The organism is Modestobacter sp. VKM Ac-2982 (assembly GCF_026967935.1).
Taxonomy (GTDB): Bacteria; Actinomycetota; Actinomycetes; order Mycobacteriales; family Geodermatophilaceae; genus Modestobacter.
Window position 1 is genome coordinate 336,736 of sequence record NZ_JAPVBL010000002.1, and the last position, 18,610, is coordinate 355,345.

Annotated in this window: 21 protein-coding genes; 7 read left to right on the forward strand and 14 right to left on the reverse strand. The window is 75.7% G+C overall.

Annotation, left to right across the window (positions count from 1 at the left end):
• From O2W20_RS08545 to O2W20_RS08580, 8 genes are read right to left on the reverse strand one after another with little or no spacing between them, the layout of a single operon-like run.
• A complete protein-coding gene (locus O2W20_RS08545) occupies positions 1-672 on the reverse strand; it encodes a M23 family metallopeptidase (protein ID WP_269173064.1) in 672 nt (223 codons plus the stop codon).
• Positions 672-1,526 (reverse strand): ABC transporter permease subunit, encoded by an 855-nt coding sequence (locus O2W20_RS08550; protein WP_269173063.1) that lies wholly within the window; start codon positions 1,524-1,526, stop codon positions 672-674. Before O2W20_RS08550 ends, O2W20_RS08545 begins: the two co-directional genes overlap by 1 nt.
• Positions 1,523-2,512 (reverse strand): ABC transporter ATP-binding protein, encoded by a 990-nt coding sequence (locus O2W20_RS08555; protein WP_269173062.1) that lies wholly within the window; start codon positions 2,510-2,512, stop codon positions 1,523-1,525. The genes O2W20_RS08550 and O2W20_RS08555 overlap by 4 nt, the downstream gene beginning before the upstream one ends.
• 2 nt (positions 2,513-2,514) lie before the next feature.
• Positions 2,515-3,591, reverse strand: a complete 1,077-nt coding sequence (locus O2W20_RS08560; protein WP_269173061.1) for a hypothetical protein — start codon at positions 3,589-3,591, stop codon at positions 2,515-2,517.
• On the reverse strand, positions 3,575-4,183 hold the full coding sequence (locus O2W20_RS08565; RefSeq protein ID WP_269173060.1) for a sigma-70 family RNA polymerase sigma factor: 609 nt from the start codon (positions 4,181-4,183) through the stop codon (positions 3,575-3,577). Before O2W20_RS08565 ends, O2W20_RS08560 begins: the two co-directional genes overlap by 17 nt.
• A 60-nt stretch (positions 4,184-4,243) precedes the next feature.
• The gene (locus O2W20_RS08570) at positions 4,244-5,548 is read right to left on the reverse strand and encodes a cytochrome P450 (RefSeq protein WP_269173059.1); all 1,305 of its coding nucleotides are present in this window, start codon (positions 5,546-5,548) and stop codon (positions 4,244-4,246) included.
• A complete protein-coding gene (locus tag O2W20_RS08575) occupies positions 5,545-6,303 on the reverse strand; it encodes an alpha/beta fold hydrolase (protein WP_269173058.1) in 759 nt (252 codons plus the stop codon). The genes O2W20_RS08570 and O2W20_RS08575 overlap by 4 nt, the downstream gene beginning before the upstream one ends.
• Positions 6,304-6,344: 41 nt before the next feature.
• Positions 6,345-7,517 (reverse strand): MFS transporter, encoded by a 1,173-nt coding sequence (locus O2W20_RS08580; protein ID WP_269173057.1) that lies wholly within the window; start codon positions 7,515-7,517, stop codon positions 6,345-6,347.
• Positions 7,518-7,584: 67 nt separating this feature from the next.
• Between O2W20_RS08580 and O2W20_RS08585 the strand changes: the two genes are divergently transcribed.
• Entirely contained in the window at positions 7,585-8,709 is a 1,125-nt protein-coding gene (locus O2W20_RS08585; protein ID WP_269173056.1) for an NAD(P)/FAD-dependent oxidoreductase, read from the forward strand.
• A gap of 40 nt (positions 8,710-8,749) precedes the next feature.
• Here the strand turns inward: O2W20_RS08585 and O2W20_RS08590 are convergent, their stop codons facing one another.
• On the reverse strand, positions 8,750-9,457 hold the full coding sequence (locus O2W20_RS08590) for a class I SAM-dependent methyltransferase (protein ID WP_269173055.1): 708 nt from the start codon (positions 9,455-9,457) through the stop codon (positions 8,750-8,752).
• A 115-nt stretch (positions 9,458-9,572) separates the two neighbouring features.
• Here O2W20_RS08590 and O2W20_RS08595 point away from each other — a divergent pair, with 115 nt between their 5' ends.
• Entirely contained in the window at positions 9,573-10,136 is a 564-nt protein-coding gene (locus O2W20_RS08595; protein WP_269173054.1) for a DNA-directed RNA polymerase subunit alpha C-terminal domain-containing protein, read from the forward strand.
• A gap of 36 nt (positions 10,137-10,172) precedes the next feature.
• Here O2W20_RS08595 and adhP read toward each other — a convergent pair whose 3' ends face one another.
• Positions 10,173-11,183, reverse strand: a complete 1,011-nt coding sequence (gene adhP / locus O2W20_RS08600) for an alcohol dehydrogenase AdhP (RefSeq protein ID WP_269173053.1) — start codon at positions 11,181-11,183, stop codon at positions 10,173-10,175.
• Positions 11,184-11,468: 285 nt separating this feature from the next.
• Here adhP and O2W20_RS08605 point away from each other — a divergent pair, with 285 nt between their 5' ends.
• A complete protein-coding gene (locus O2W20_RS08605; protein WP_269173052.1) occupies positions 11,469-12,080 on the forward strand; it encodes a universal stress protein in 612 nt (203 codons plus the stop codon).
• An 11-nt stretch (positions 12,081-12,091) separates the two neighbouring features.
• Here the strand turns inward: O2W20_RS08605 and O2W20_RS08610 are convergent, their stop codons facing one another.
• Positions 12,092-12,646: a flavodoxin domain-containing protein gene (locus tag O2W20_RS08610; protein ID WP_269173051.1), complete on the reverse strand. Its 555-nt coding sequence runs from the start codon at positions 12,644-12,646 to the stop codon at positions 12,092-12,094.
• A 134-nt stretch (positions 12,647-12,780) separates the two neighbouring features.
• Positions 12,781-13,437 carry a CBS domain-containing protein gene (locus tag O2W20_RS08615; protein WP_269173050.1) on the reverse strand — a complete coding sequence of 219 codons (657 nt, stop codon included), beginning with the start codon at positions 13,435-13,437 and terminating at the stop codon, positions 12,781-12,783.
• A 197-nt stretch (positions 13,438-13,634) separates the two neighbouring features.
• Here O2W20_RS08615 and O2W20_RS08620 point away from each other — a divergent pair, with 197 nt between their 5' ends.
• From O2W20_RS08620 to O2W20_RS08635, 4 genes are all read left to right on the forward strand, one after another.
• Positions 13,635-14,585, forward strand: coding sequence for a universal stress protein (locus O2W20_RS08620; RefSeq protein WP_269173049.1), 951 nt, complete (start codon positions 13,635-13,637; stop codon positions 14,583-14,585).
• 186 nt (positions 14,586-14,771) lie between these two features.
• Complete coding sequence (locus tag O2W20_RS08625; protein ID WP_269173048.1) at positions 14,772-15,821, forward strand: TerC family protein; 1,050 nt, start codon at positions 14,772-14,774, stop codon at positions 15,819-15,821.
• Positions 15,818-16,135 carry a helix-turn-helix transcriptional regulator gene (locus O2W20_RS08630; protein WP_269173047.1) on the forward strand — a complete coding sequence of 106 codons (318 nt, stop codon included), beginning with the start codon at positions 15,818-15,820 and terminating at the stop codon, positions 16,133-16,135. Before O2W20_RS08625 ends, O2W20_RS08630 begins: the two co-directional genes overlap by 4 nt.
• Before the next feature lie 130 nt (positions 16,136-16,265).
• The gene (locus O2W20_RS08635; protein ID WP_269173046.1) at positions 16,266-17,390 is read left to right on the forward strand and encodes an NDMA-dependent alcohol dehydrogenase; all 1,125 of its coding nucleotides are present in this window, start codon (positions 16,266-16,268) and stop codon (positions 17,388-17,390) included.
• A 53-nt stretch (positions 17,391-17,443) separates the two neighbouring features.
• Here O2W20_RS08635 and O2W20_RS08640 read toward each other — a convergent pair whose 3' ends face one another.
• A complete protein-coding gene (locus O2W20_RS08640; RefSeq protein ID WP_269173045.1) occupies positions 17,444-18,046 on the reverse strand; it encodes a TetR/AcrR family transcriptional regulator in 603 nt (200 codons plus the stop codon).
• A gap of 25 nt (positions 18,047-18,071) precedes the next feature.
• Positions 18,072-18,608 (reverse strand): hypothetical protein, encoded by a 537-nt coding sequence (locus O2W20_RS08645; RefSeq protein ID WP_269173044.1) that lies wholly within the window; start codon positions 18,606-18,608, stop codon positions 18,072-18,074.
• Between the last annotated feature and the right edge of the window lie 2 nt (positions 18,609-18,610).

The window sequence follows — 18,610 nt, forward strand, 5'->3', positions numbered from 1 at the left end:
TCACACCGGCTCGACGACCGCGCCCTCCGCGGGGACGCCCAGCGGGACGACGACCGGCGGGCCCCCGTCGCGGGGCCAGGACCGGTGGTCGCGGAAGGCCAGCGGCAGCCCGCGCGCGGTGAACGGGTCGGCTGCGTCCATCGCCTGGACGTGCACGTGCGGCTGGGTGGAGTTGCCCGAGTTGCCGCACTCGGCCAGCTGCTGCCCGGCCGTCACCAGATCGCCGGGGCGCACCTGCAGCGACCCCTCGCGCAGGTGGGCCAGCACGACGTGGGCGCCCCCGGGTTCCAGCTCGAGCACCACGTGGTTGCCGGCCAGGGCGCCGCCGCGGGCCCGGCTCGCCTGGGTCAGGGCGTAGGGCACCCGGGCGGCCTGCGAGCGGCGCGCCACGCCGTCCGACTCGCCGTCGTGCACCGACACCACCCGCCCGGTCGCCGGGGCCAGCACCGGCTGCCCGAAGCCGACGAACCGGTCCACCGGCTCCGTGCCCAGCAGCGACCGCCAGTCGCGGGTGGTCGCCGTCCGCCGTCCCCGCACGGCGGTGAAGTCGATGGCGTACGTGGTGGCGAACAGGTGCGTGCCGTGGCTCGGCACCCGCCGCGCCGGGCTGTTCTCCACCCGCCAGGTGCCCCGGAACGGCAGCGCCAGGACGACCGCGCGGAGGTCGGCCATCAGAGGTCGCGGCGGACGAAGGACATCGCGGCCAGCGCCCACACCATGACCACCCACAGCACCGCCCAGCCCAGGTAGGTGGCGGTCAGCGGCGCCGTGCTGAGGAACGGGAACGCCCCGGCGCCCTCGTCGGCGCCGCCGAACTGGAGGATCGCCGACGGGTCCTGGAAGGCGTTCATCGCCCCGCGCCAGAGCCCGTCGGTGGGCAGCAGCACCCGCGACACGCTCCCCACCCGGCCGACGGCGTCGTTGCCCAGGGCCTCGCCGATCGCACCCACCACCCCGGCCACCCAGGTCGTGCAGAACAGGCCGACCGCCACCACGCCCGAGGCCATCGGCGAGATGACGGTCGCCAGCAGCACGGTGAGGGTCAGCAGCACCACGGTCTGGGCGGCGAGCAGCGCCAGCGCGGTCGCCGGCGCCGGCGGCCAGTAGTCGACCGTCACCCGGACGACGAGGACCTGCGCCAGCCCGGCGAGCACGACGAAGCCGCTGCCGAACGCCACCAGCCCCAGCCACTTGCCCAGCAGGAAGGCCGAGCGGCGGATCGGCCGGGCGAGCATGGACAGCGCGATGCCCGACTCGGTCTCCCCGGACAGCGTCGGGCCGGCCAGGAAGGCGGTGCCCAGCGCGGCGACCAGGCTGTAGCCGAACATCACCAGGTTGAGCAGGATCGAGGCGGTCAGCCGGGCCTCGCCGCTGGTCAGCGACTCGGCCGCCAGCCGGGAGAAGCCCCAGCTGCTCAGCGCCAGCAGCCCGACGGTGAGGGCGACGAGCGCGAACAGCACCCGCCGGCGGGAGGCCTCGCGCAGGGTGAGCGCGGCGATGGTCAGCACCGTCCGGGCCGTGCTCACGACGGGCCCGCCGCACGGCTCGCGGCGCCGTCCCGCAGGATGCCGAGCAGGCGCTCCTCCAGGCTGATCCGCACCGGCTCGACCGCGTGCACCCGCACCCCGAGGGAGACCAGGTCACGCACCAGGTCGGGCACCGCCGTCCCGTCGTCGTCGGCCAAGGCGACGGTGGACCACTCGCCCTCCCGGTCGACCCGGCCGAGGGCGGCGAGCCGCTGTTGCGCGGCGGGGGAGAGGTCGGTCAGGTGCAGCCGCACCTCCCGCTGGCCGAGCAGTTCGGCGAGGGTGCCGGAGGCGGCGACCCGGCCGCGGTCCAGGACGACGACCCGGTCGCAGACCCGCTCGACCTCACCGATCAGGTGCGAGTTGAGCAGCACCGCGACACCCCGGGACCGCAGGTCCAGCACGATGTCGCGCACGTCGGCGCGGCCCAGCGGGTCCAGGGCGCTGGTCGGCTCGTCCAGCACCACGAACTCCGGCCGGCCCACCAGCGCGACCGCCAGGCCCAGCCGCTGCTGCATGCCCTTGGAGAACCCGCCCACCCGGTCGTCGCCCCGGCCGGACAGGCCGACCAGCGCCAGGCACTCCCGCTGCTCGGCGGCGGGCACCCCGGCGCCGGAGAGCCGGGCGTGCAGCGCCAGCACCTCGGCCGCGGTGAGCCAGGGCTGGTAGCGGAAGAGCTCCGGCAGGTAGCCCACCCGGGCGCGGGCGGCCGGGTCGGCGGAGCGCTGCCCGAGCAGCATCGCCTCGCCGGCGTCCGGGCGGACCAGGCCGAGCAGCATCTTGATCACGGTGGTCTTGCCCGCGCCGTTGGGCCCGAGCAGCCCGACGATCTCGCCCCGGCCCACCTGCAGCGACACGTCCTCGACGGCCAGGTGCTTGCGGTACTGCTTGCGCAGCCCGGTGCACCAGGCCGCCGGTGCCGGGGGCAGGCCGGCCACCAGGTCGGCGGCGGCCTGCACCCCGGCACCGCTGTCCACGGTGCTCACGCTCAGCCCAGGTCCCGGGCGACCGACAGCAGCTCGTCGGGGTCCAGCGAACCGGCCACGGCGGTCACCACGCCGTCGGACACCCACACCACGGCCGCCATCGCGCCGTCCCGGCCGGTCAGCACCGTGGCCTCGGCGCCGTCGACGTCCGCCGTCGAGCTGGTGGCCAGGTCGGCGGGGACGGGGATCGGCAGGGTCGAGCCGTCGGCGGTGAAGCTCCGCAGCTGTGCAGCGACGTCCTCGGGGAGGCCGGGCAGCGACAGCAGGTGGTCGCGCACCGTCTCGAACGGGACGCCGGAGGAGTACGCCGACGGCGCGACGGCGCGGCCCACGACCAGCGCGGGGAGCCCGCTCTCGGAGGACCAGACCTGGGCCACGCCCGGGCCGGCGACCAGCCGCACCGAGCTCCCGTCCAGCCCCGGCGGGGGCGGGGGCAGCGTCTCCCCGGCCGCGGCGGCGGCCTGCGCGGTGCGGTCGGCCGAGTAGGTGAAGGTGGCGCTGAGCTGGCCGCCCACCGAGATCGTCGGCTCGCCGGCGACACCGCGGGGCAGGTCCGCCACCTCGGGCACGTCCAGCCCGGACTCCTCGGCGGCGGTGGCCGCGTCCGGGACCTCGTGCACGTCCGGGTCGCCGGTGAGCTCCACGTCGCCGTAGGCGCTCAGGTCGGGGAGCGCGACCAGGTCGCTGGTGGTGAGGCTGAGCGGGGCGATCTCCTCGGTGCGGAACACCTGCAGCCAGTCGTTGGCGGCCGCGGTCCCGGCGCCGGCCAGGACGACGCCGAACGCGAGGACGGCGGCGGCCGGTCGCCGGAACCCGCGGGACCGGCTCGGGCGGATGCGCTCGGGACGGGCGGCCGGTGCGGCAGTGGGCAGCGAGGCGGTCAGCCGCCGCCAGCCGGCGTCGACGTCGGAGGTGCCCTCGGTCGCCAGCGCGGCGCCGACGAGGTCGGCGTCCCGGCGGGTGGCGGCCAGTGTGGCCAGGCACTGCGAGCACTCGGCGACGTGCGCCCGGTCGGGGTCGGGGACGCCGGCCGGCTCGTCGAGCAGGCGGCGCAGCGTGCCTTCAGTCGGATGACGCATGACGGGTCAGCTCCTTGCGCAGGGCGGATTCGGCGCGTCGGACGGTGGTGCCGACGCTGCCGGGGGACATGTCGAGCGCCGCGGCGACCTCGGCGTAGCTGAGGCCGCTGTGCCGGAGCACGAGGGCGACGGCCTGCGTGCGGGGCAGCTCGCCGAGCGCGGCCCGGACGCGGCTGCGGTCCTCGCGGGTGAGCACCGCCTCGGCGACGTCGGGGGCGGTGACGTCGCCGAGGCGGTGCACGGTCTCCTCCCGGGCCGCGCGGCGGCGCCCGGAGCGGATCAGGTTCAGTGCGGTGTGCACGGCGGCGACGCTGAGCCAGCCCGGCGCCTCGGCGGCCGGCACGGTGGACCGCCCGAAGGCCAGGAAGACCTCCTGAGCGACGTCCTCGGCCTCGTCCCGCGAGCCGAGCACCCGGGCAGCCACGGCCACGACCTGCGGGTAGTCGCGGCGGAACACCTCACCGAGGTCGGCCCGCACGGCACCGTTCCCGGCACCCGCCACCGTCCCGCCCTTCCTCTCGACCCGGCCCGCTGTGCGACCCGGCACCGGCAGCTGGAGCGCAGCCGGGGGTCCGTACCGAACGAGGTCCATGCACCTACAGCACCGCCGCGGCCGCGGATGTGACATCCCGCTGCCACGAGCATGCCCGGTTCAGCCGGCGACCCAGCGGATGGGCAGGCGCTTCACCCCTCGCTGGAAGCTGGACCGGAGCAGCGCGGGCGGCCCGTCGAGCTGCAGCACGCTGGTGCGGCGCAGCAGTTCGGCGAACAGCGACCGCATCTGCACCCGGGCCAGCTGGGCGCCCAGGCAGAAGTGCGGCCCGTGGCCGAAGGACAGCTGCGGGTTGGGCGCCCGGCGGACGTCGAAGCGGTCCGGCTCGGGGAACACCCGCTCGTCCCGGTTGGCCGAGGTGAAGGAGACGACCACCTTGTCCCCGGCCCGCACCCGGGCGTCGCCGATGGTCACGTCGCGGGTCGCCGTCCGGCGGAAGACCATCACCGGCGTCCACCAGCGCAACATCTCCTCGACCGCGCCGGGCAGGAGGCCCGGGTCGGCCCGCAGCCGGGCCAGCTCCTCGGGGTGGGACAGCAGCGCGATGAGCCCGCCGGGCAGCCCGTTGCGCAGCGTCTCGTTGCCGGCCACCGCGAACAGCCAGAACATGTTCTCGAACTCGGCGTCACTGACGGGTGCGTCGTCCCCGTCGGTCTGGGCCAGCAGGATCGACATGACGTCCCGGCCGGGTGCGCGGCGCTTCTCCTCGGCCAGCAGCCGGGCGTAGGCGTAGAGGTCGGGCATGCCGGCGCGGGTGCGCGGGTCCGGCAGCCGCCCCTCGGCATCCGGCAGCGGGCGCAGCGCCACCGCCTGCCGGGCCAGGTCGGTGCCCCGGCTGGCGTCGAACGCCGCGGAGGAGGCGTAGTCCGGGTCCTGCCAGCCGATCACCCGGTTCGACCAGTCGAACATCAGCCAGCGGTCCTCGGCCGGGACGCCGAGCACGTCGGCCAGGGTGACCAGCGGCAGGTCGGCGGCGACGTCCTTGGCGAAGTCGCAGCGGCCCTCCCCAGCGCCAGCGATCATCCGGTCGACCAGCCCTGCCGCGGTCGCCTCGATCGAGGCGGTCAGCGCGGCCACCGCGCGCGGGGTGAACGACCGGGTCAGCAGGCGGCGCAGCCGGGAGTGGTCCGGCGGGTCCTGGTTGAGCATCATCTGGCGGACCCAGGGCAGGTCCCCGGCGTCACGGACCTGGGTGGCCCCGAGCCAGGAGGAGAAGGTGGCGGGGTCCTTCAGCACCCGCTCGACCTCGGCGTGCCGGAGGACCAGCCAGCAGCCGGGACCGTCGGGTTCGTCGACCCAGGTGACCGGGCCGGCGGCGCGGAGTCGGGCCAGCTCCGCCAGCGGCGGGCCCGTCTCGTAGGTGGCCGGGTCCAGGAGGGCCGCGGTGTCCTGCGGCTGGGTCACAGGCCGTCCAGGAAGTGCTCCACGGTGGTCAGCAGCGCCACGGGCGTCTCGATCATCGCGTAGTGGCCGGCGTTGGGCAGCACCTCCAGCGAGGCGTTCGGGTACTGCTGCAGGAAGGTCTGCTCCATCACCGCGGCGCTCAGCGCCGGGTCGTGCTCGCCCACCACGACCCGGACCGGGACCGGGTTGCCCTGCACCTCGGCGGAGAAGTCGGTGCCCGCCCAGGCGTCCAGGTACGCGCCGAAGGCCGCCGGGTCGGACTGGTCGAGGGAGAACTGCACCATCCGCTCCAGCCAGGTGCGGCTCAGCCGGTTGCCGGTGGTCAGGTCGAGGATCGCGTAGCGGTTGCCGCGGTCCGCCGCGGCCCCGCGGAAGAGCTGCTCCGCCTGCTCGTCGAAGGGGACGCCGGTGGAGGGGACCGGACTCACGCCGAGCAGCCCGTCCACCCGGCCGCCGGCGTCGACGAGCACCCGCTGCATCGCGCTGCCGCCCATCGAGTGCCCGACCACGGCGAAGGAGGACCACCCCTGGCCGTCGACGGCGGCGAGGGCGTCCGCGGAGATCTCGGCCAGCGTGTGCTCGCCGGCTTCCCCGCGCCGGGCGCCGTAGCCCCGGTAGTCGAGGAACAGCCAGCTGTACCGGTCGCCGTCGAGCAGGTCGGGGAGGTGACCCCAGCCGGCCGCTGAGCCGAACCAGCCGTGCAGGGCCAGGACCTTCCGGGGGCCGGTGCCGATCACGAGGGGTGCGTTCGCCATCCCGGGAGTGTCGTGGGCCACACGGTGGGGAGGCAAGGCCGTCAGTCGCGGCGCCGGAGCTCCAGCCACAGCCAGCCGGCCAGGGCGACCGGGACGGCCAGGAACGCGGTCATCGCCGGGACCGTGCCGAACGTCGAGCCCAGCCAGGCCAGCAGCAGCGGGGTGCCGAACCCGGCGTAGGCGAAGGCGTAGAAGGCGCTGTTCATCGCCCCCCGCGCGTGCGGGGGAGCCAGCCGGGCGGTGAGCGTCAGCCCGGCGGTGAGGCAGAGCCCGCCCGCGCCGCCGAGCAGCGCCGCCGCGGGCAGCAGCAGCGCCTCGGACTCGGTGACGATCGCTGCGACGCCGAGGGCGTGCCCGACTGCGGCGAACACCATCCCCAGCGGTGCGGCGCCCCGCTCCGCCCGCCGGCCCAGCCGGGCGGCGACCGCACTCGCGCCCAGCGCCAGCCCGGCGACCAGCCCGGCGTAGGCGACGCCGACCCCGTCGGGGACCACCAGCAGCGGCAGCAGGGTCGCGGCGATCGTCGGGAAGGCGAACACCCCGACGGCGGTGGGCGCGAGCACCGCCCAGAACGGGCGGCGGGCCTCCGGGGGCAGCCCCAGCGTCATCAGCGGGCCGCCGTGCCGGGCCTGCACGGTCTCCGGCACGGTGACGAGCGCGCCCAGCCCGACGACCAGGACGGCGACGTGCACCAGGTACGGCAGCGTCGTCGGGGCCGGGCCGTACTGGGCGAGCAGCCCGCTCATCGCCGGCGCGACCGCGAAGCCCAGCGACGTCGACACCGCGCCCCGGGTGGCCGCCGACTGCTGGCCCTCCGGCCCGGCGAGCTCCTGCAGCCAGGCGTTGGCCACCGAGAACACCACGCCGGAGACGACGCCCTGCAGCAGCCGCCCGGCGTAGAGCAGCGGCAGGTGGTCGACGGCGGGCAGGAACAGCAGCGAGACCAGGCCGGCGAGGACGGCGAACGGCAGCACCAGGGCCCGCCGGCCGAACCGGTCCGAGGCCGGCCCGGACAGCGTCAGCGCAGCGATGAGGCCGATGGCGTAGCAGCCGAAGACGGCGGTGACGTCGGCATCCGAGAGGCCCAGGGTGCGCCGGTAGACCAGCAGCAGCGGCGTGGGGATGTTCGTGCCCAGCGCGACGGTGAACAGCCCGAAGGTGAGCGCGTCGAGCCTCCGCCGCGCAGGGTCGCGCTGGAGCGTGGCCGCCGGCATCCTCGGGACGCTACCGGGATGCGGCGAGTCGATTGACTTTCGATAGCTGGACATCGAGGATCGATCCATGACACCCGACGAGCGCGCGGACGTGCTGGTCGTCGGCGCCGGCCTGGCCGGTCTGCACACCGCCACCCTGCTCGCCCGGCGCGGCCACGACGTGCTGCTCGCCGAGCGGCGCCCCGGCCTCACCGGCGCCATCCGCACGACCGGGATCTTCGTGCGCAAGACCCTCGACGACTTCCCGCTGCCGCCGGACCGGCTGGGGCCGCCGATCCGGCGGGTGGTGCTCTACCCGCCGTCGCTGCACCGGCCGGTGACGCTGGACAGCGCCCGCGACGAGTACCGGGTGGGGGACATGGCCGGGTTGTACCTGGCCGCCGCCCGCGCCGCGACCGACGCCGGCGTGCGGCTGGCCCTGGCCACCCGGTACCGCGGTCGGGCAGCGGGCCACGCGCTGCTGACCGGCCCGGACGGCCCGGTGCGGGTGCGCGCCCGGTTCGTCGTCGGTGCCGACGGCGCCCGCTCCGGGGTCGCGCGGGACCTGGGGCTGGACCGCAACCGGCACCTGCTGGTCGGGGGCGAGGAGGTCTTCGCCGTGCCCGGCAGCGCGGACCCGCCGGCCTTCCACTGCGTGCTCGACCCCTCCCTGGCGCCGGGCTACCTGGCCTGGGTGGTCAACGACGGGCAGCACGCCCACGTGGGCGTGGCCGGCTACCCCGATCGCTTCCCCGACGGCCTGCGCCGGGCGGTGCGGCGGTTCGGCGCTCGTGCACCCGGGCTGTCCGGCGTGGTCCGGCCCGACGACGTCGAGCTGCGCGGGGGGCCCATCCCGGTCGGGGGTCTGCTGCGCCGGATCGGCTGCCCGGACGGGCTGCTCGTCGGTGACGCCGCGGGCGCGGTCTCCCCGCTCACCGCCGGCGGGCTCGACCCCTGCCTGCGACTGTCCGAGCACGCCGCCGACGTGCTGGACGAGGCCCTGCGCACCGGGCGGCCCGGGGCGCTGGACCGGTACGACGGCGCTGCGCTGCGCCGGAGCTTCCGCGGGCGGCTGCTGTTGCGCCGCGGGCTGGCCCAGGTGCGCACCCCGGCCATGGCGGCCGCGGCGTTCACTGCGCTGCACACCCCGCCCGGCCGGGCGCTGGCGCGGCACGTCCTCTTCGGCGACCGGTCCTTCCCGGCCCCCGGCTGACCCGCCCGGTGCTCAGACGGCGGTGCTCAGACGGCGGTGCTCAGACGGCGACGGCGGTGACGAACACGCAGACGCCTTCGCCGTCCGCGGGGTGCGCCCGCAGCCCGACGAGCCGGAGCAGCGCGAGCTCCGCGCGGTGGACCAGGCGGCGGAGCCCGTGGTACTCCATCGAGCCGGCCGTCCGGACCTCCAACTGGTCGAACCCCGCCTGCCGGACGTGCTCGGTCAGCATCCAGTCGGGGAGCAGCGTGATGTGCCCGGGCTGGTAGTAGTGCCCGGGTCCGAAGAACACCGGGGCGCCCCGCAGCACCGTCTTCAGCAGCGAGTGCGGGTGGGTGACGTTCGGGGTGCTGACCAGCAGACGGTCCCCGGCCCGCAGCATCGACCGGATCGACCGCAGCACCTGCCGCGGGTTCTCCACGTGCTCCAGCGTCTCGACGCAGACGACGATGTCGAAGGGGCCCCGGGTCTCCTCCGTCAGCTCGGGGTGGTCCAGGTCCAGCCGGGTGATCCAGTCGTGCGGCGGCTCGAGGTCGGTCGGCACCACGTCGAAGCCGGCGTCCTTCAGCCGCAGCGCCAGCGCACCGCACCCGGCCCCGACCTCCAGCACCCGACCGCCCTGCGGGAGGGCGGCCTGCACCAGGGTCACCGCGTACTCGTGGACCCCCGGTGCGGCGTGCACGGAGTGGCCGGCGTAGGACCGCACGCTCGCGGTCCGCTGGACGGTCTCGCGCTCGACCCGGGTCACCGGGACAGGGTGACAGGACACCGCCCGGACGGCGATCCGGGGATCGACCCCGTCCGCGGGGGGTCCCAGCTGCCGTGCCGCCGCCCGCGGGAGGTGCGGGCGATACGTTGGGCCCATGTCGAACAGGTCGTCGCGCGATGTGCCCGGGAGCACCGTCCGCGAGCTGGGCCTGCCCGCCCGGGCGGTGTCCGCGCTGAACCGGGCGGGGGTCGACAGCGTGGCCGACCTGGCGGCGCTCACCCGGTCGGAGCTGGCCGGGATCGCCGGGCTGGGTCCCGGGTCGATCGCCGCGATCCGCGCCGTCGTCCCCGAACCGTCCACCGGCTCCGGCCGCGCCGCCCAGGAGCAGGTCCAGCCCCCGCCCGAGCCGGTCGAGGAGGAGTCGCCGGATGCGCCGGCGATCCCGTCGTTCGACTCGCTGCGGGACCCGCGGCGGCGGACGGCGTTCGACCTGCTCGTCCCCGAGCAGCCGGCTGCCCCGGCGCCCGCACCGCCTCCCGCTGCCGCCCCCGCGTCGTCCCCTGCACCCCCGCCTGCGCCGACCCGGCACGCGCCCCCGGCCGAGTACGGCGACCTGCTGCGGTGGGCTGCCCACCTGGCCGCTGCGGCGGTGGTCGTCCCGCTGCGGGTGGCCCGGTGGTCGGTCCGGGCATCCGTGCGCCGACTGCTGGGCGACTGACCGGCGCCCGACGCCGTCCGGCGGGAGCGCCGCGGCTCAGAACTGGAAGACGATGCGGGCGGGGACGTGCCCGGAGAGCACGTCGGCCATCGCCTCGTTGACGTCGTCGAGCTTGCGGTCGGCGGTGACGACCCTCGTGCGGCCGGCGGCGTGCAGGGCGAACACGTCGGCGAGGTCGTTGCGGGTGCCGACGATCGAGCCGATGACGGACTTGCCGGCCAGCACGGTGTCGAAGATCGGCAGCTGCATGGCGCCGTCCGCCGGCAACGCCACGCAGACCAGCCGACCACCGCGGCGCAGGGAGCGGTAGGCCTGGTCGAAGGAGGCCGGTGCGGCGGCGAGCGCGACGGCGACGTCGGCGCCACCGAGGGCCTGGATCGCGGCGACGGGGTCGGTCGTGGCCGCGTTGACCACCTCGTCGGCGCCGAGCTCGCGGGCCATCTGCAGCTTGTCGTCCTGGACGTCGACGGCGATGACGAAGCCGCCGGCGATCCGGGCGTACTGCAGCGCCAGGTGCCCGAGTCCGCCGATGCCGAAGACGGCGACGGTCTCGGCCGGGGCGACCCGGGCCACCTTGATCGCCTTGTAGGTGGTGACCCCGGCGCAGGTCAGCGGGGCGGCGTCGAGGCTGGAGACCCCCTCGGGGACGGGGGTGGCGAAGTCGGCGGCGACGACGGCGTACTCGGCCAGCGCCCCGTCGACGGAGTAGCCGGAGTTCTGCTGGGACTCACACAGGGTCTCCCAGCCGCCGATGCAGTGCCGGCAGTGCCCGCAGGCGGAGCCCAGCCAGGCGATCGCCACCCGGTCACCGACCGCCCGGGAGGTCACGCCCTCGCCGAGCTCCTCGACGATGCCGATGCCCTCGTGCCCGGGGATGAACGGGGGAGTGGGCTTGACCGGCCAGTCCCCGCGCGCGGCGTGGATGTCGGTGTGGCAGAGCCCGCTGGCCTCCATCCGGACCAGGACCTGCCTCGGCCCCGGTTGCGGGACGGGCACGTCCTGCACCTGGAGGGGGGCACCGAGCTCGGTGACGACGGCGGCCTTCATGGCGTTCTCCGTTTCGACGGTGGGGCGCTGTGGCGTCGACGATCACGGCCCGCAGCGCCGCCGGGCAGGGGCCAACGTCCCTGACCGGCAGGACGACGGCCTCCTGCGCCGGGTGCGCGGCGCGGCGACCGTGGGAGGTGCGGGCGCCGGTCCCGCCGTCCGGAGCGAGCCGCGCCCGGCGCACCGCACCGGGACCTCACCGCACGCCGAACGGAGCACCTCCTGGACACCGTCGCCTACGTCGCCGTCGTCATCGCACTCTGGGTCCTCACCGGCCTCGCCGCCGTGGTGGTGCTGCTCGCCCGGCAGGGCTACCGCGCCGGGGGGTGGTACCTGATGGGCGCCGTCCTGGGCCCGCTGTTCATCCCGATCGCCGCCGAACGCGCCCGGCGGGACGTCGCGGTGCTGGAGCGCGGCGAGGGCGGGCGCCCGGACGGCGACCCGGGCCGGCTGACCGTCGTCGTCGGGGTGGACGGCTCGGCGGAGTCCGACCAGGCGGTCCGGGCGGCCGGGCGGCTGTTCGCCGGCGGCGGGGCGGCGTTCGTCCTGGTGAACGTGCTGGACCCGGACGAGGGCGAGTTCCCCGACGACCCCCGGCGCCGGGCCGCGCACGACCTGCTCGCCGACCGGGCGGGCTGGCTGCCCGAGGGGGCTGTGCTGGAGATCGGCTGCGGGCAGCCCGCCCGGGTGCTGCAGGAGATCGCCTCCACCGAGGCCGCCGACGTCCTCGTGCTCGGCCGTCGCGGGCGCGGCTTCTCCCGCCGGCTGATGGGCAGCGTCGCCGCACGGCTGGCGCACGAGGCCGCCGTCCCGGTGGTGGTCGCGCCCGACGCGGCCGTCCGGGAGGGGGAGAGGCGAGCCGCCGGCCGGACGGAGCGGCCGGCCCGCCGCTCCTGACCGGCCGCGGGTCAGGCCCGGGGGGCGGGGGACCGGCCTGCCACCAGGCCGGCCAGCTCCTCGGCGATCTCCTCGGCCCACGCCTGCACGGCCGCCCAATCCCGGAAGTCGCCGACTGGGGCACGCATGGCGGTGACCATCGCCCGCTCGCCGATCCCCAGGAGGTGCGGGTCCAGGCGCCCCGGGAACACCCGGTGCCCCCGGGCGCCGACGGACGACCGGATCGGGTCGGCGTCGTGCGGCTCGTCCGGCGGGAAGGGCGGTGCGCCGATGGGCCCGCTGCTCAGCAGCCAGACCGGCCGGCCCCGCAGCGCCGTGGCGTGTGCGGCGGCGTAGTGCCGGGCGGGCTCCAGCCACCGGCCGGCGTAGACCCCGCTGCCCAGCACGACCGCGTCGTAGCCGGACGGGTCGGGGTCGCGCTCCACCGGGACGGCGACCGCGGTGAGCCCGCAGCGCCGACCGGCCGTGGACGCCTCCAGGTCACGGGCGACCGCGCCGGCGATCTCGGCGGTGGAGCCGTGCCGGCTGGCGGCGGTCACCAGCAGCCGCGGTGCGTGTGTGCTCATCGTCGTCCCTCTCGGCGTCGCGACCTGACCGGTGTGCTCCGGTCAGCGTCGGCGCACCCGGGTGCTGCGCGCCGGGGTCCCGGGTCCCGCCGGCCCGGGACCTTCGGCCCCAGCGCGGGCAGGCGGCCCGGTGGTCACCGTGGTGCGGCGCTGCCCGGGGGACCGGGGACGTCGGTGAGCACGCGCGCGGCCACGATGCCGGGCACGGTGCGGGCGAGCGTCGCCACGGCGGACTCCACGGCCTCCCGGTCCCCGGCGTCGACGGTGACCCCGCCGGCCCGTTGGACGGTTGCGACGCCATCGAAGACCTGGACGTCCCAGCCGCCGGGCTCCTGGGTGTAGCCCTCCACCAGGCGCAGCACGTCGGCCCGGATCTCCGCGTCGGGGCGGACCAGGGTGCGCAGCAGGTCCCGGCGACTGACGATGCCGGCCAGCCGCTCCCCGTCCAGCACGGGCGCGCTGCGCAACCGTTCGTCCACGAACAGCCGGGCGACGTCGGCCACGTCCGCGGCCACCGGCACCGTGCGGACCGACGTCGTCATCACGCCGCGGACCAGCAGGGCCGGTGGCGCATCGGGCACCGGCGTCCGGCGCAGGTGCAGCCGGGGATCGGCCGGCAGCCGGTCCCGCAGCACGTCGGCCTCGGCGACGATCCCGATCAGCACGCCGTCCTCGTCGACCACCGGCAGGGCGGCGAACCCCTGCTCGGCCATGACCTCGGCGGCGTACTTGGCCGAGGTGTCCGGCCCCACGGTGACCACCTCGCGCGTCATCACGTCCCTGACCTGCACGGCCCCTCCTCGTCCTCGGCGGTGCCCCCGACGGTAGAGCCGCGGCCGGGGTCGCGGCAGGGTCCGGTGCGGGTGCCGGTCGGGACCTTGGGCCCCGCAGCCGGGGACGTGCGCCCGTCCCCGTGGCCACCGGCACCGGGTGATCGTCGGGTCGAGCCCGGCAGAGCCGCCGGACCGGACGACGCGAGGAGGCCGCGGTGGAGCAGGCAACGGAGCAGGTCGGGGGCGGGCGCCGGCCGCGGGTGGTGGTCGGCGTCGACGGGTCGGCGGGGTCGCGGGAGGCGCTGGCCTGGGCGCTCGCGGCGGCCGGTCGCCGGGGCGCGGTGCTCGAGGTCGTGTCCGTGTTCCCGGTGGACCTGTGGTGGGCCGACGCCCAGGTGGCCGACCCGACCCGGGTCGACGCGCTGCGGGCGGACGCCGACGCCCGGACGCGCGCCCTGGTCGAGGAGGTCCGGCCGGACCCGGGGACCGGCGCCGACGTCCCGATCGAGGTGGTCGTCGTCCCGGGTCCGCCGGCCGAGCACCTGGTCCAGGTGGCCGAGGGGGCGAGCCTGCTCGTCGTCGGCAGCCGGGGCCGGGGCGCCGTGCGCAGCACGCTGCTCGGGTCGGTGGCGCTGCACTGCTCGGCCCATGCGTCGTGCCCGGTCGTCGTCGTCCACCCGCAGGAACCGGCGGGCCCTGCCCACGTGGTGGTGGGGCTGGACGGGTCGGCGCCGTCCCGGGCCGCCCTGGTGCACGCCGCCGCCATGGCGGCCGAGCTGGGCGCCGAGGTCGAGGGCGTCGCGGCCTGGCGGATGCCGACCTACTGGAGTTACGGCGCCGTGCTGCAGATGGAGTCGGCGACCGACCTCCGGGACGCGGCAGCGCGCAGGGCGCAGGAGATGGTCACGGAGGCGCTCGGCCCGGAGCCGCGGCTGCCCGTCTCGATCATGACCGTGCAGGGCACGGCGGGTGACGCGCTCGTCGAGCGCGCGGCCGGCGCAGCACTCCTGGTGGTCGGCAGCCGGAGCCGCAGCCGGCTGTCGGGGATGCTGCTCGGCTCGGTCGCCCTGCACTGCGTGGTGCACGGCCGCTGTCCGGTGCTGGTCGTGCACCCGGGGGACGAGGCGGCGGTGCCGCAGCCGCCGCTGGCGGACGCCCGGAGCTGAGCGGCGCGCCAGGCCGCCCTTGCCGAAACATGTGAAGCCTGCTTCACTGGTCCTCGTCGTGGAGGGGAGTACCCCAGCGCCAGCTCGTCGTCAGCACGGCCCTCGTGGCCCGGCGGGGTGGGGCTCTCGGGCTGGTGTCCGGGAGCGGGGGAGACCTCCGGTCGCAACCTGACCGGGAGGTGCCCTGTGAACGTCCCCCTGTGGATCTGGCTGGCCGTGCTGGCGGTCATCCTCGTCATGCTCGCCGTCGACCTGTTCGCCCACCGGCACGCACACGTGATCGGCGTGCGGGAGGCGGCCGGTTGGTCGGCGGTCTGGGTCGTGCTCGGCGTCGCGTTCGGCGCCGTCGTCTGGTGGCAGGCCGGCAGCGAGTACGGCCAGCAGTACTTCGCCGGCTACCTGATCGAGAAGTCCCTGGCCGTGGACAACGTGTTCGTCTGGGCGATCGTGCTGACGTACTTCGCCGTACCGCGGGAGTACCAGCACCGGGTCCTGTTCCTCGGCGTCCTCGGGGCGCTGGTCTTCCGCGGCATCTTCATCGCCGCCGGGTCGGTGCTCATCGCCAGCTTCAGCTGGGTGCTGTACCTGTTCGCCGCGTTCCTGCTCGTCACCGGTGTGCGGATGGCCCGGCAGCGCAACGAGCACCTGGACCCGGAGCGGTCGCGGGCGCTGCGCGCCTTCCGCCGCTTCGTGCCGATGACCGACGCCTACCACGGCCAGCGCCTCGTGGTGCGGATGGGCGGGCGACTGGTCGCCACGCCGCTGCTGGCCGTGCTGGTGGTCATCGAGGTCACCGACGTCGTCTTCGCGGTCGACTCGATCCCGGCCATCTTCGCGGTCACCGACGAGCCGTTCTTGGTGTTCACCGCCAACGCGTTCGCCGTCCTAGGCCTGCGCGCGATGTACTTCCTGCTCGCCGACCTGATGCACCGGTTCGTGTACCTCAAGGCCGGCCTGGCGCTGGTGCTGGTCTGGGTCGGGGTCAAGATGATGCTGAAGGTCGACCTGTTCTACGTGCCGACGACGATCTCGTTGGCCGTCGTCGCCACGATCATCGGGGTCTCGGTCGTGGCCAGCCTGCGGGCGACGCGCGGCCAGGGCCGGGCGCCGGTGGCCGCGGGCGCCGCAGCGCCCTTCCGGGTCGCCTCGGCCGAGGAGACCGCGGCGCTGGAGCCGACCTGGCGGCGGCAGCGGCAGCCGGTCGGGACGACGGGAGAGGGGCGCGACGAGCGATGACCGGTGAGCGGCGGTGGACGTTCCTGACCAACCACGGGCACGTCCTGCTGGCCGTCGCCGGCGCCCCCGACCTGCGGGTCGCGGAGATCGCCGCGCAGGTGGGCATCTCGTCCCGCGCTGCACTGGCGATCCTCCGCGACCTGGAGGACGACGGGTACGTCCTGCGGACACGGGTCGGGCGGCGCACCCACTACGCCGTGCAGCCGCACCAGCCGTTCCGGCACCCCGCGACGGAGGCGCACGAGGTGGACGAGCTGCTGGCGATCTTCGGCCGCCCACCGTCAGGCCGAGCCGGGAGCGCGGCCGAACAGTGACGTGCACCACTCCCGCCCCGTAGGCTGCGCGCATTCCTGACCGATCGGTCGGGAACCACCGGGGAGGAGTGACCGGCGCCCGGGAGGCCCCCGGACCGGCCGCACCGTCCCTGCTCGGAGAGGAGCACCTGTGCCCGTCACCACCCGCGTCTCGCTCGTCCGCAAGGCCCCCGGCACCTACGAGACGGCCACCGTCGAGCTCGACGACCCGCGCCAGGGGGAGGTGACGGTCAAGCTCGCCGCTTCGGGCCTGTGTCACTCCGACGACCACGTCGCCACCGGGGACGTGCCGGTCGCGGTCTACCCCTACGTGGGTGGGCACGAGGGCGCCGGCGTCGTCACCGCCGTCGGGCCGAACACCCCGGGCTACGAGGTCGGCGACCACGTGGTCTTCTCGTTCCTGCCCGCCTGTGGGCACTGCGAGTCGTGCGCCCAGGGGCAGAGCAACCTCTGCGACCTCGGGGCCTCCCTGCTCACCGGCGCCCGGGCCGAGGACCCGACCAGCTTCCGGATGACCGAGGACGGCAACCCCGTCGGTCAGCAGTGCGGCATCTCCACCTTCAGCGAGTACACGACCGCCTCGGTCGACTCGGTGGTGAAGATCAGCAAGGACGTGCCGCTCAAGGCCGCTGCGCTGGTGGGCTGCGGGGTGCCCACCGGCTGGGGGTCAGCGGTCCGCTCGGCCAACATCAAGCCGGGGGCGACGGTGATCGTGATGGGCATCGGCGGCATCGGGGCGAACGCGCTGCAGGGGGCGGTGCACGCCGGGGCCAGCACGGTCATCGCGGTGGACCCGGCACCGTTCAAGCAGGAGAAGGCCAAGGAGTTCGGGGCCACGCACGTCTTCCCCGGCATCGAGGAGGCGACCGAGTACGCCCGGTCGATCACCAACGGGCAGGGCGCCGACGCCGTCATCATCACCGTCGGCGTGGTGCAGGGCGAGCACGTGGCCCAGGCGCTGGCCGCGATCCGCAAGGCCGGCACCGTCGTGCTGACCGGGCTCGGTGACGTCACCGCCACCGGCGCCCCGATCGCCCTCGGCGACCTCACGCTCATGCAGAAGCGGCTGCAGGGATCGCTGTTCGGCGAGTCCAACCCGCGGCACGACATCCCGGCCCTGCTGCGGATGTACCAGGCCGGCCAGCTGAAGCTCGACGAGCTCGTCACCCGGGAGTACACGCTGGACCAGGTCGCCGAGGCCTACGAGGACATGCACGCCGGGAAGAACATCCGCGGCGTCATCGTCTTCGACTGACCGCACCGCCCACCACGCCCCAGCACCCCGCGCAGGTGCTGGGGCGTGGTGGTTCAGGACGACGCCGGGCGGCCGATGGTGGTGAGGAAGTCCTCGAGGAGGGCCGTCTGGCGTTCGGGTGTGTTGTGGCGTGGGGAGAAGCAGGCGTTGATCTGCAACCCCATCGTCAGGGCGAGCACCGCGTCGACGATCAGGTCGTGCGAGCGGCCCGGTGCCAGCTCGCCGGCGACCTGGGCCTGGCCCAGGTACATCCGCATCTCCGCGCGCCAGGTCTCCATGGCGTTGTCGTAGAACGCCACGAGCTCCGGCTGGCCGGCGGCGTAGTCCCAGAAGCCGATGACCACCCGGGCCTCGGCGAGCCGGACCTCGTCCAGCGGCATGATCTCCAGGCACAGCAGCCGGAACGCGGTGAGCCCGCCGCGGTCGCCGATCGCGGCGCGGGCCCGCTCGTTCGTGGCGTCGAAGGCCCGCTGGAACGCCGCCCGCAGCACGGCGTCCTTGTCCGGGAAGTAGCGGGCCAGGGCACCGTTGGCGTACCCCGCCTCCGCGGCCAGCTCCCGCATGGTGACCGCGATGAAGCCCTTGCGGACGATCAGCGACCACACCGCCTCGATGATCTCGGTGCGGCGGGCGGCGTGGTCGACGATCTTGGGCACGGGGCTCCTCGGGCGACGGGGGTGCTCAGGTGAGCATCGCGGTCATCCCCGACAGCATCACCAGCCCCCCGGTGAACCGCAGGGCACCCAGCGCCCGGCCCGCGCGATCGGGCCGCTCCGGGACGGCGTCGTCCCGGCCGGCGCGGTGGTCGCGCGGCCCGCCCTGGCGGGTGACGTGCCGCACGGCGAGCCAGACCACCAGGACGGCGACGGCGTAGGGGAGCGTGCCCTCGGCGCCGGTGTGGTGGGCACCGTGGACACCGCCCGCCGCCGTCCCGCCGCCGACCCCGGCGAGCGCGATGAGCGCGGCCATCGCCGCGGTGTCGACCGCACCGGACCAGCGGGCGGCCGGCGTCCGCACGCGGCGCAGCTGCCAGGCCAGGAGCGCCGCCAGCGCGAGCAGCGCCAGCGGCTCTCCCAGCGGGCGGGCGGCGGGCAGCCAGGCCACCACCATCGCCACCAGCCCCAGGGCGTGCGGCACCCACAGCGGCGGCCGGTGCGGGAAGTGCCCGATCATCGCCAGTCCGGCGCCCGCGCCGCAGACCACCAGATGAGCGGTCACGG

Bases quoted from the DNA above. Each gene is read 5' to 3' on its own strand.
- O2W20_RS08610 (WP_269173051.1), bottom strand. From the start codon at position 12,646: ATGAGCACACACGCACCGCGGCTGCTGGTGACCGCCGCCAGCCGGCAC.
- O2W20_RS08595 (WP_269173054.1), top strand. From the start codon at position 9,573: ATGTCGAACAGGTCGTCGCGCGATGTGCCCGGGAGCACCGTCCGCGAG.
- O2W20_RS08585 (WP_269173056.1), top strand. From the start codon at position 7,585: ATGACACCCGACGAGCGCGCGGACGTGCTGGTCGTCGGCGCCGGCCTG.
- O2W20_RS08580 (WP_269173057.1), bottom strand. From the start codon at position 7,517: ATGCCGGCGGCCACGCTCCAGCGCGACCCTGCGCGGCGGAGGCTCGAC.
- O2W20_RS08630 (WP_269173047.1), top strand. From the start codon at position 15,818: ATGACCGGTGAGCGGCGGTGGACGTTCCTGACCAACCACGGGCACGTC.
- O2W20_RS08560 (WP_269173061.1), bottom strand. From the start codon at position 3,591: ATGCGTCATCCGACTGAAGGCACGCTGCGCCGCCTGCTCGACGAGCCG.
- O2W20_RS08575 (WP_269173058.1), bottom strand. From the start codon at position 6,303: ATGGCGAACGCACCCCTCGTGATCGGCACCGGCCCCCGGAAGGTCCTG.
- O2W20_RS08545 (WP_269173064.1), bottom strand. From the start codon at position 672: ATGGCCGACCTCCGCGCGGTCGTCCTGGCGCTGCCGTTCCGGGGCACC.
- O2W20_RS08565 (WP_269173060.1), bottom strand. From the start codon at position 4,183: ATGGACCTCGTTCGGTACGGACCCCCGGCTGCGCTCCAGCTGCCGGTG.
- adhP (WP_269173053.1), bottom strand. From the start codon at position 11,183: ATGAAGGCCGCCGTCGTCACCGAGCTCGGTGCCCCCCTCCAGGTGCAG.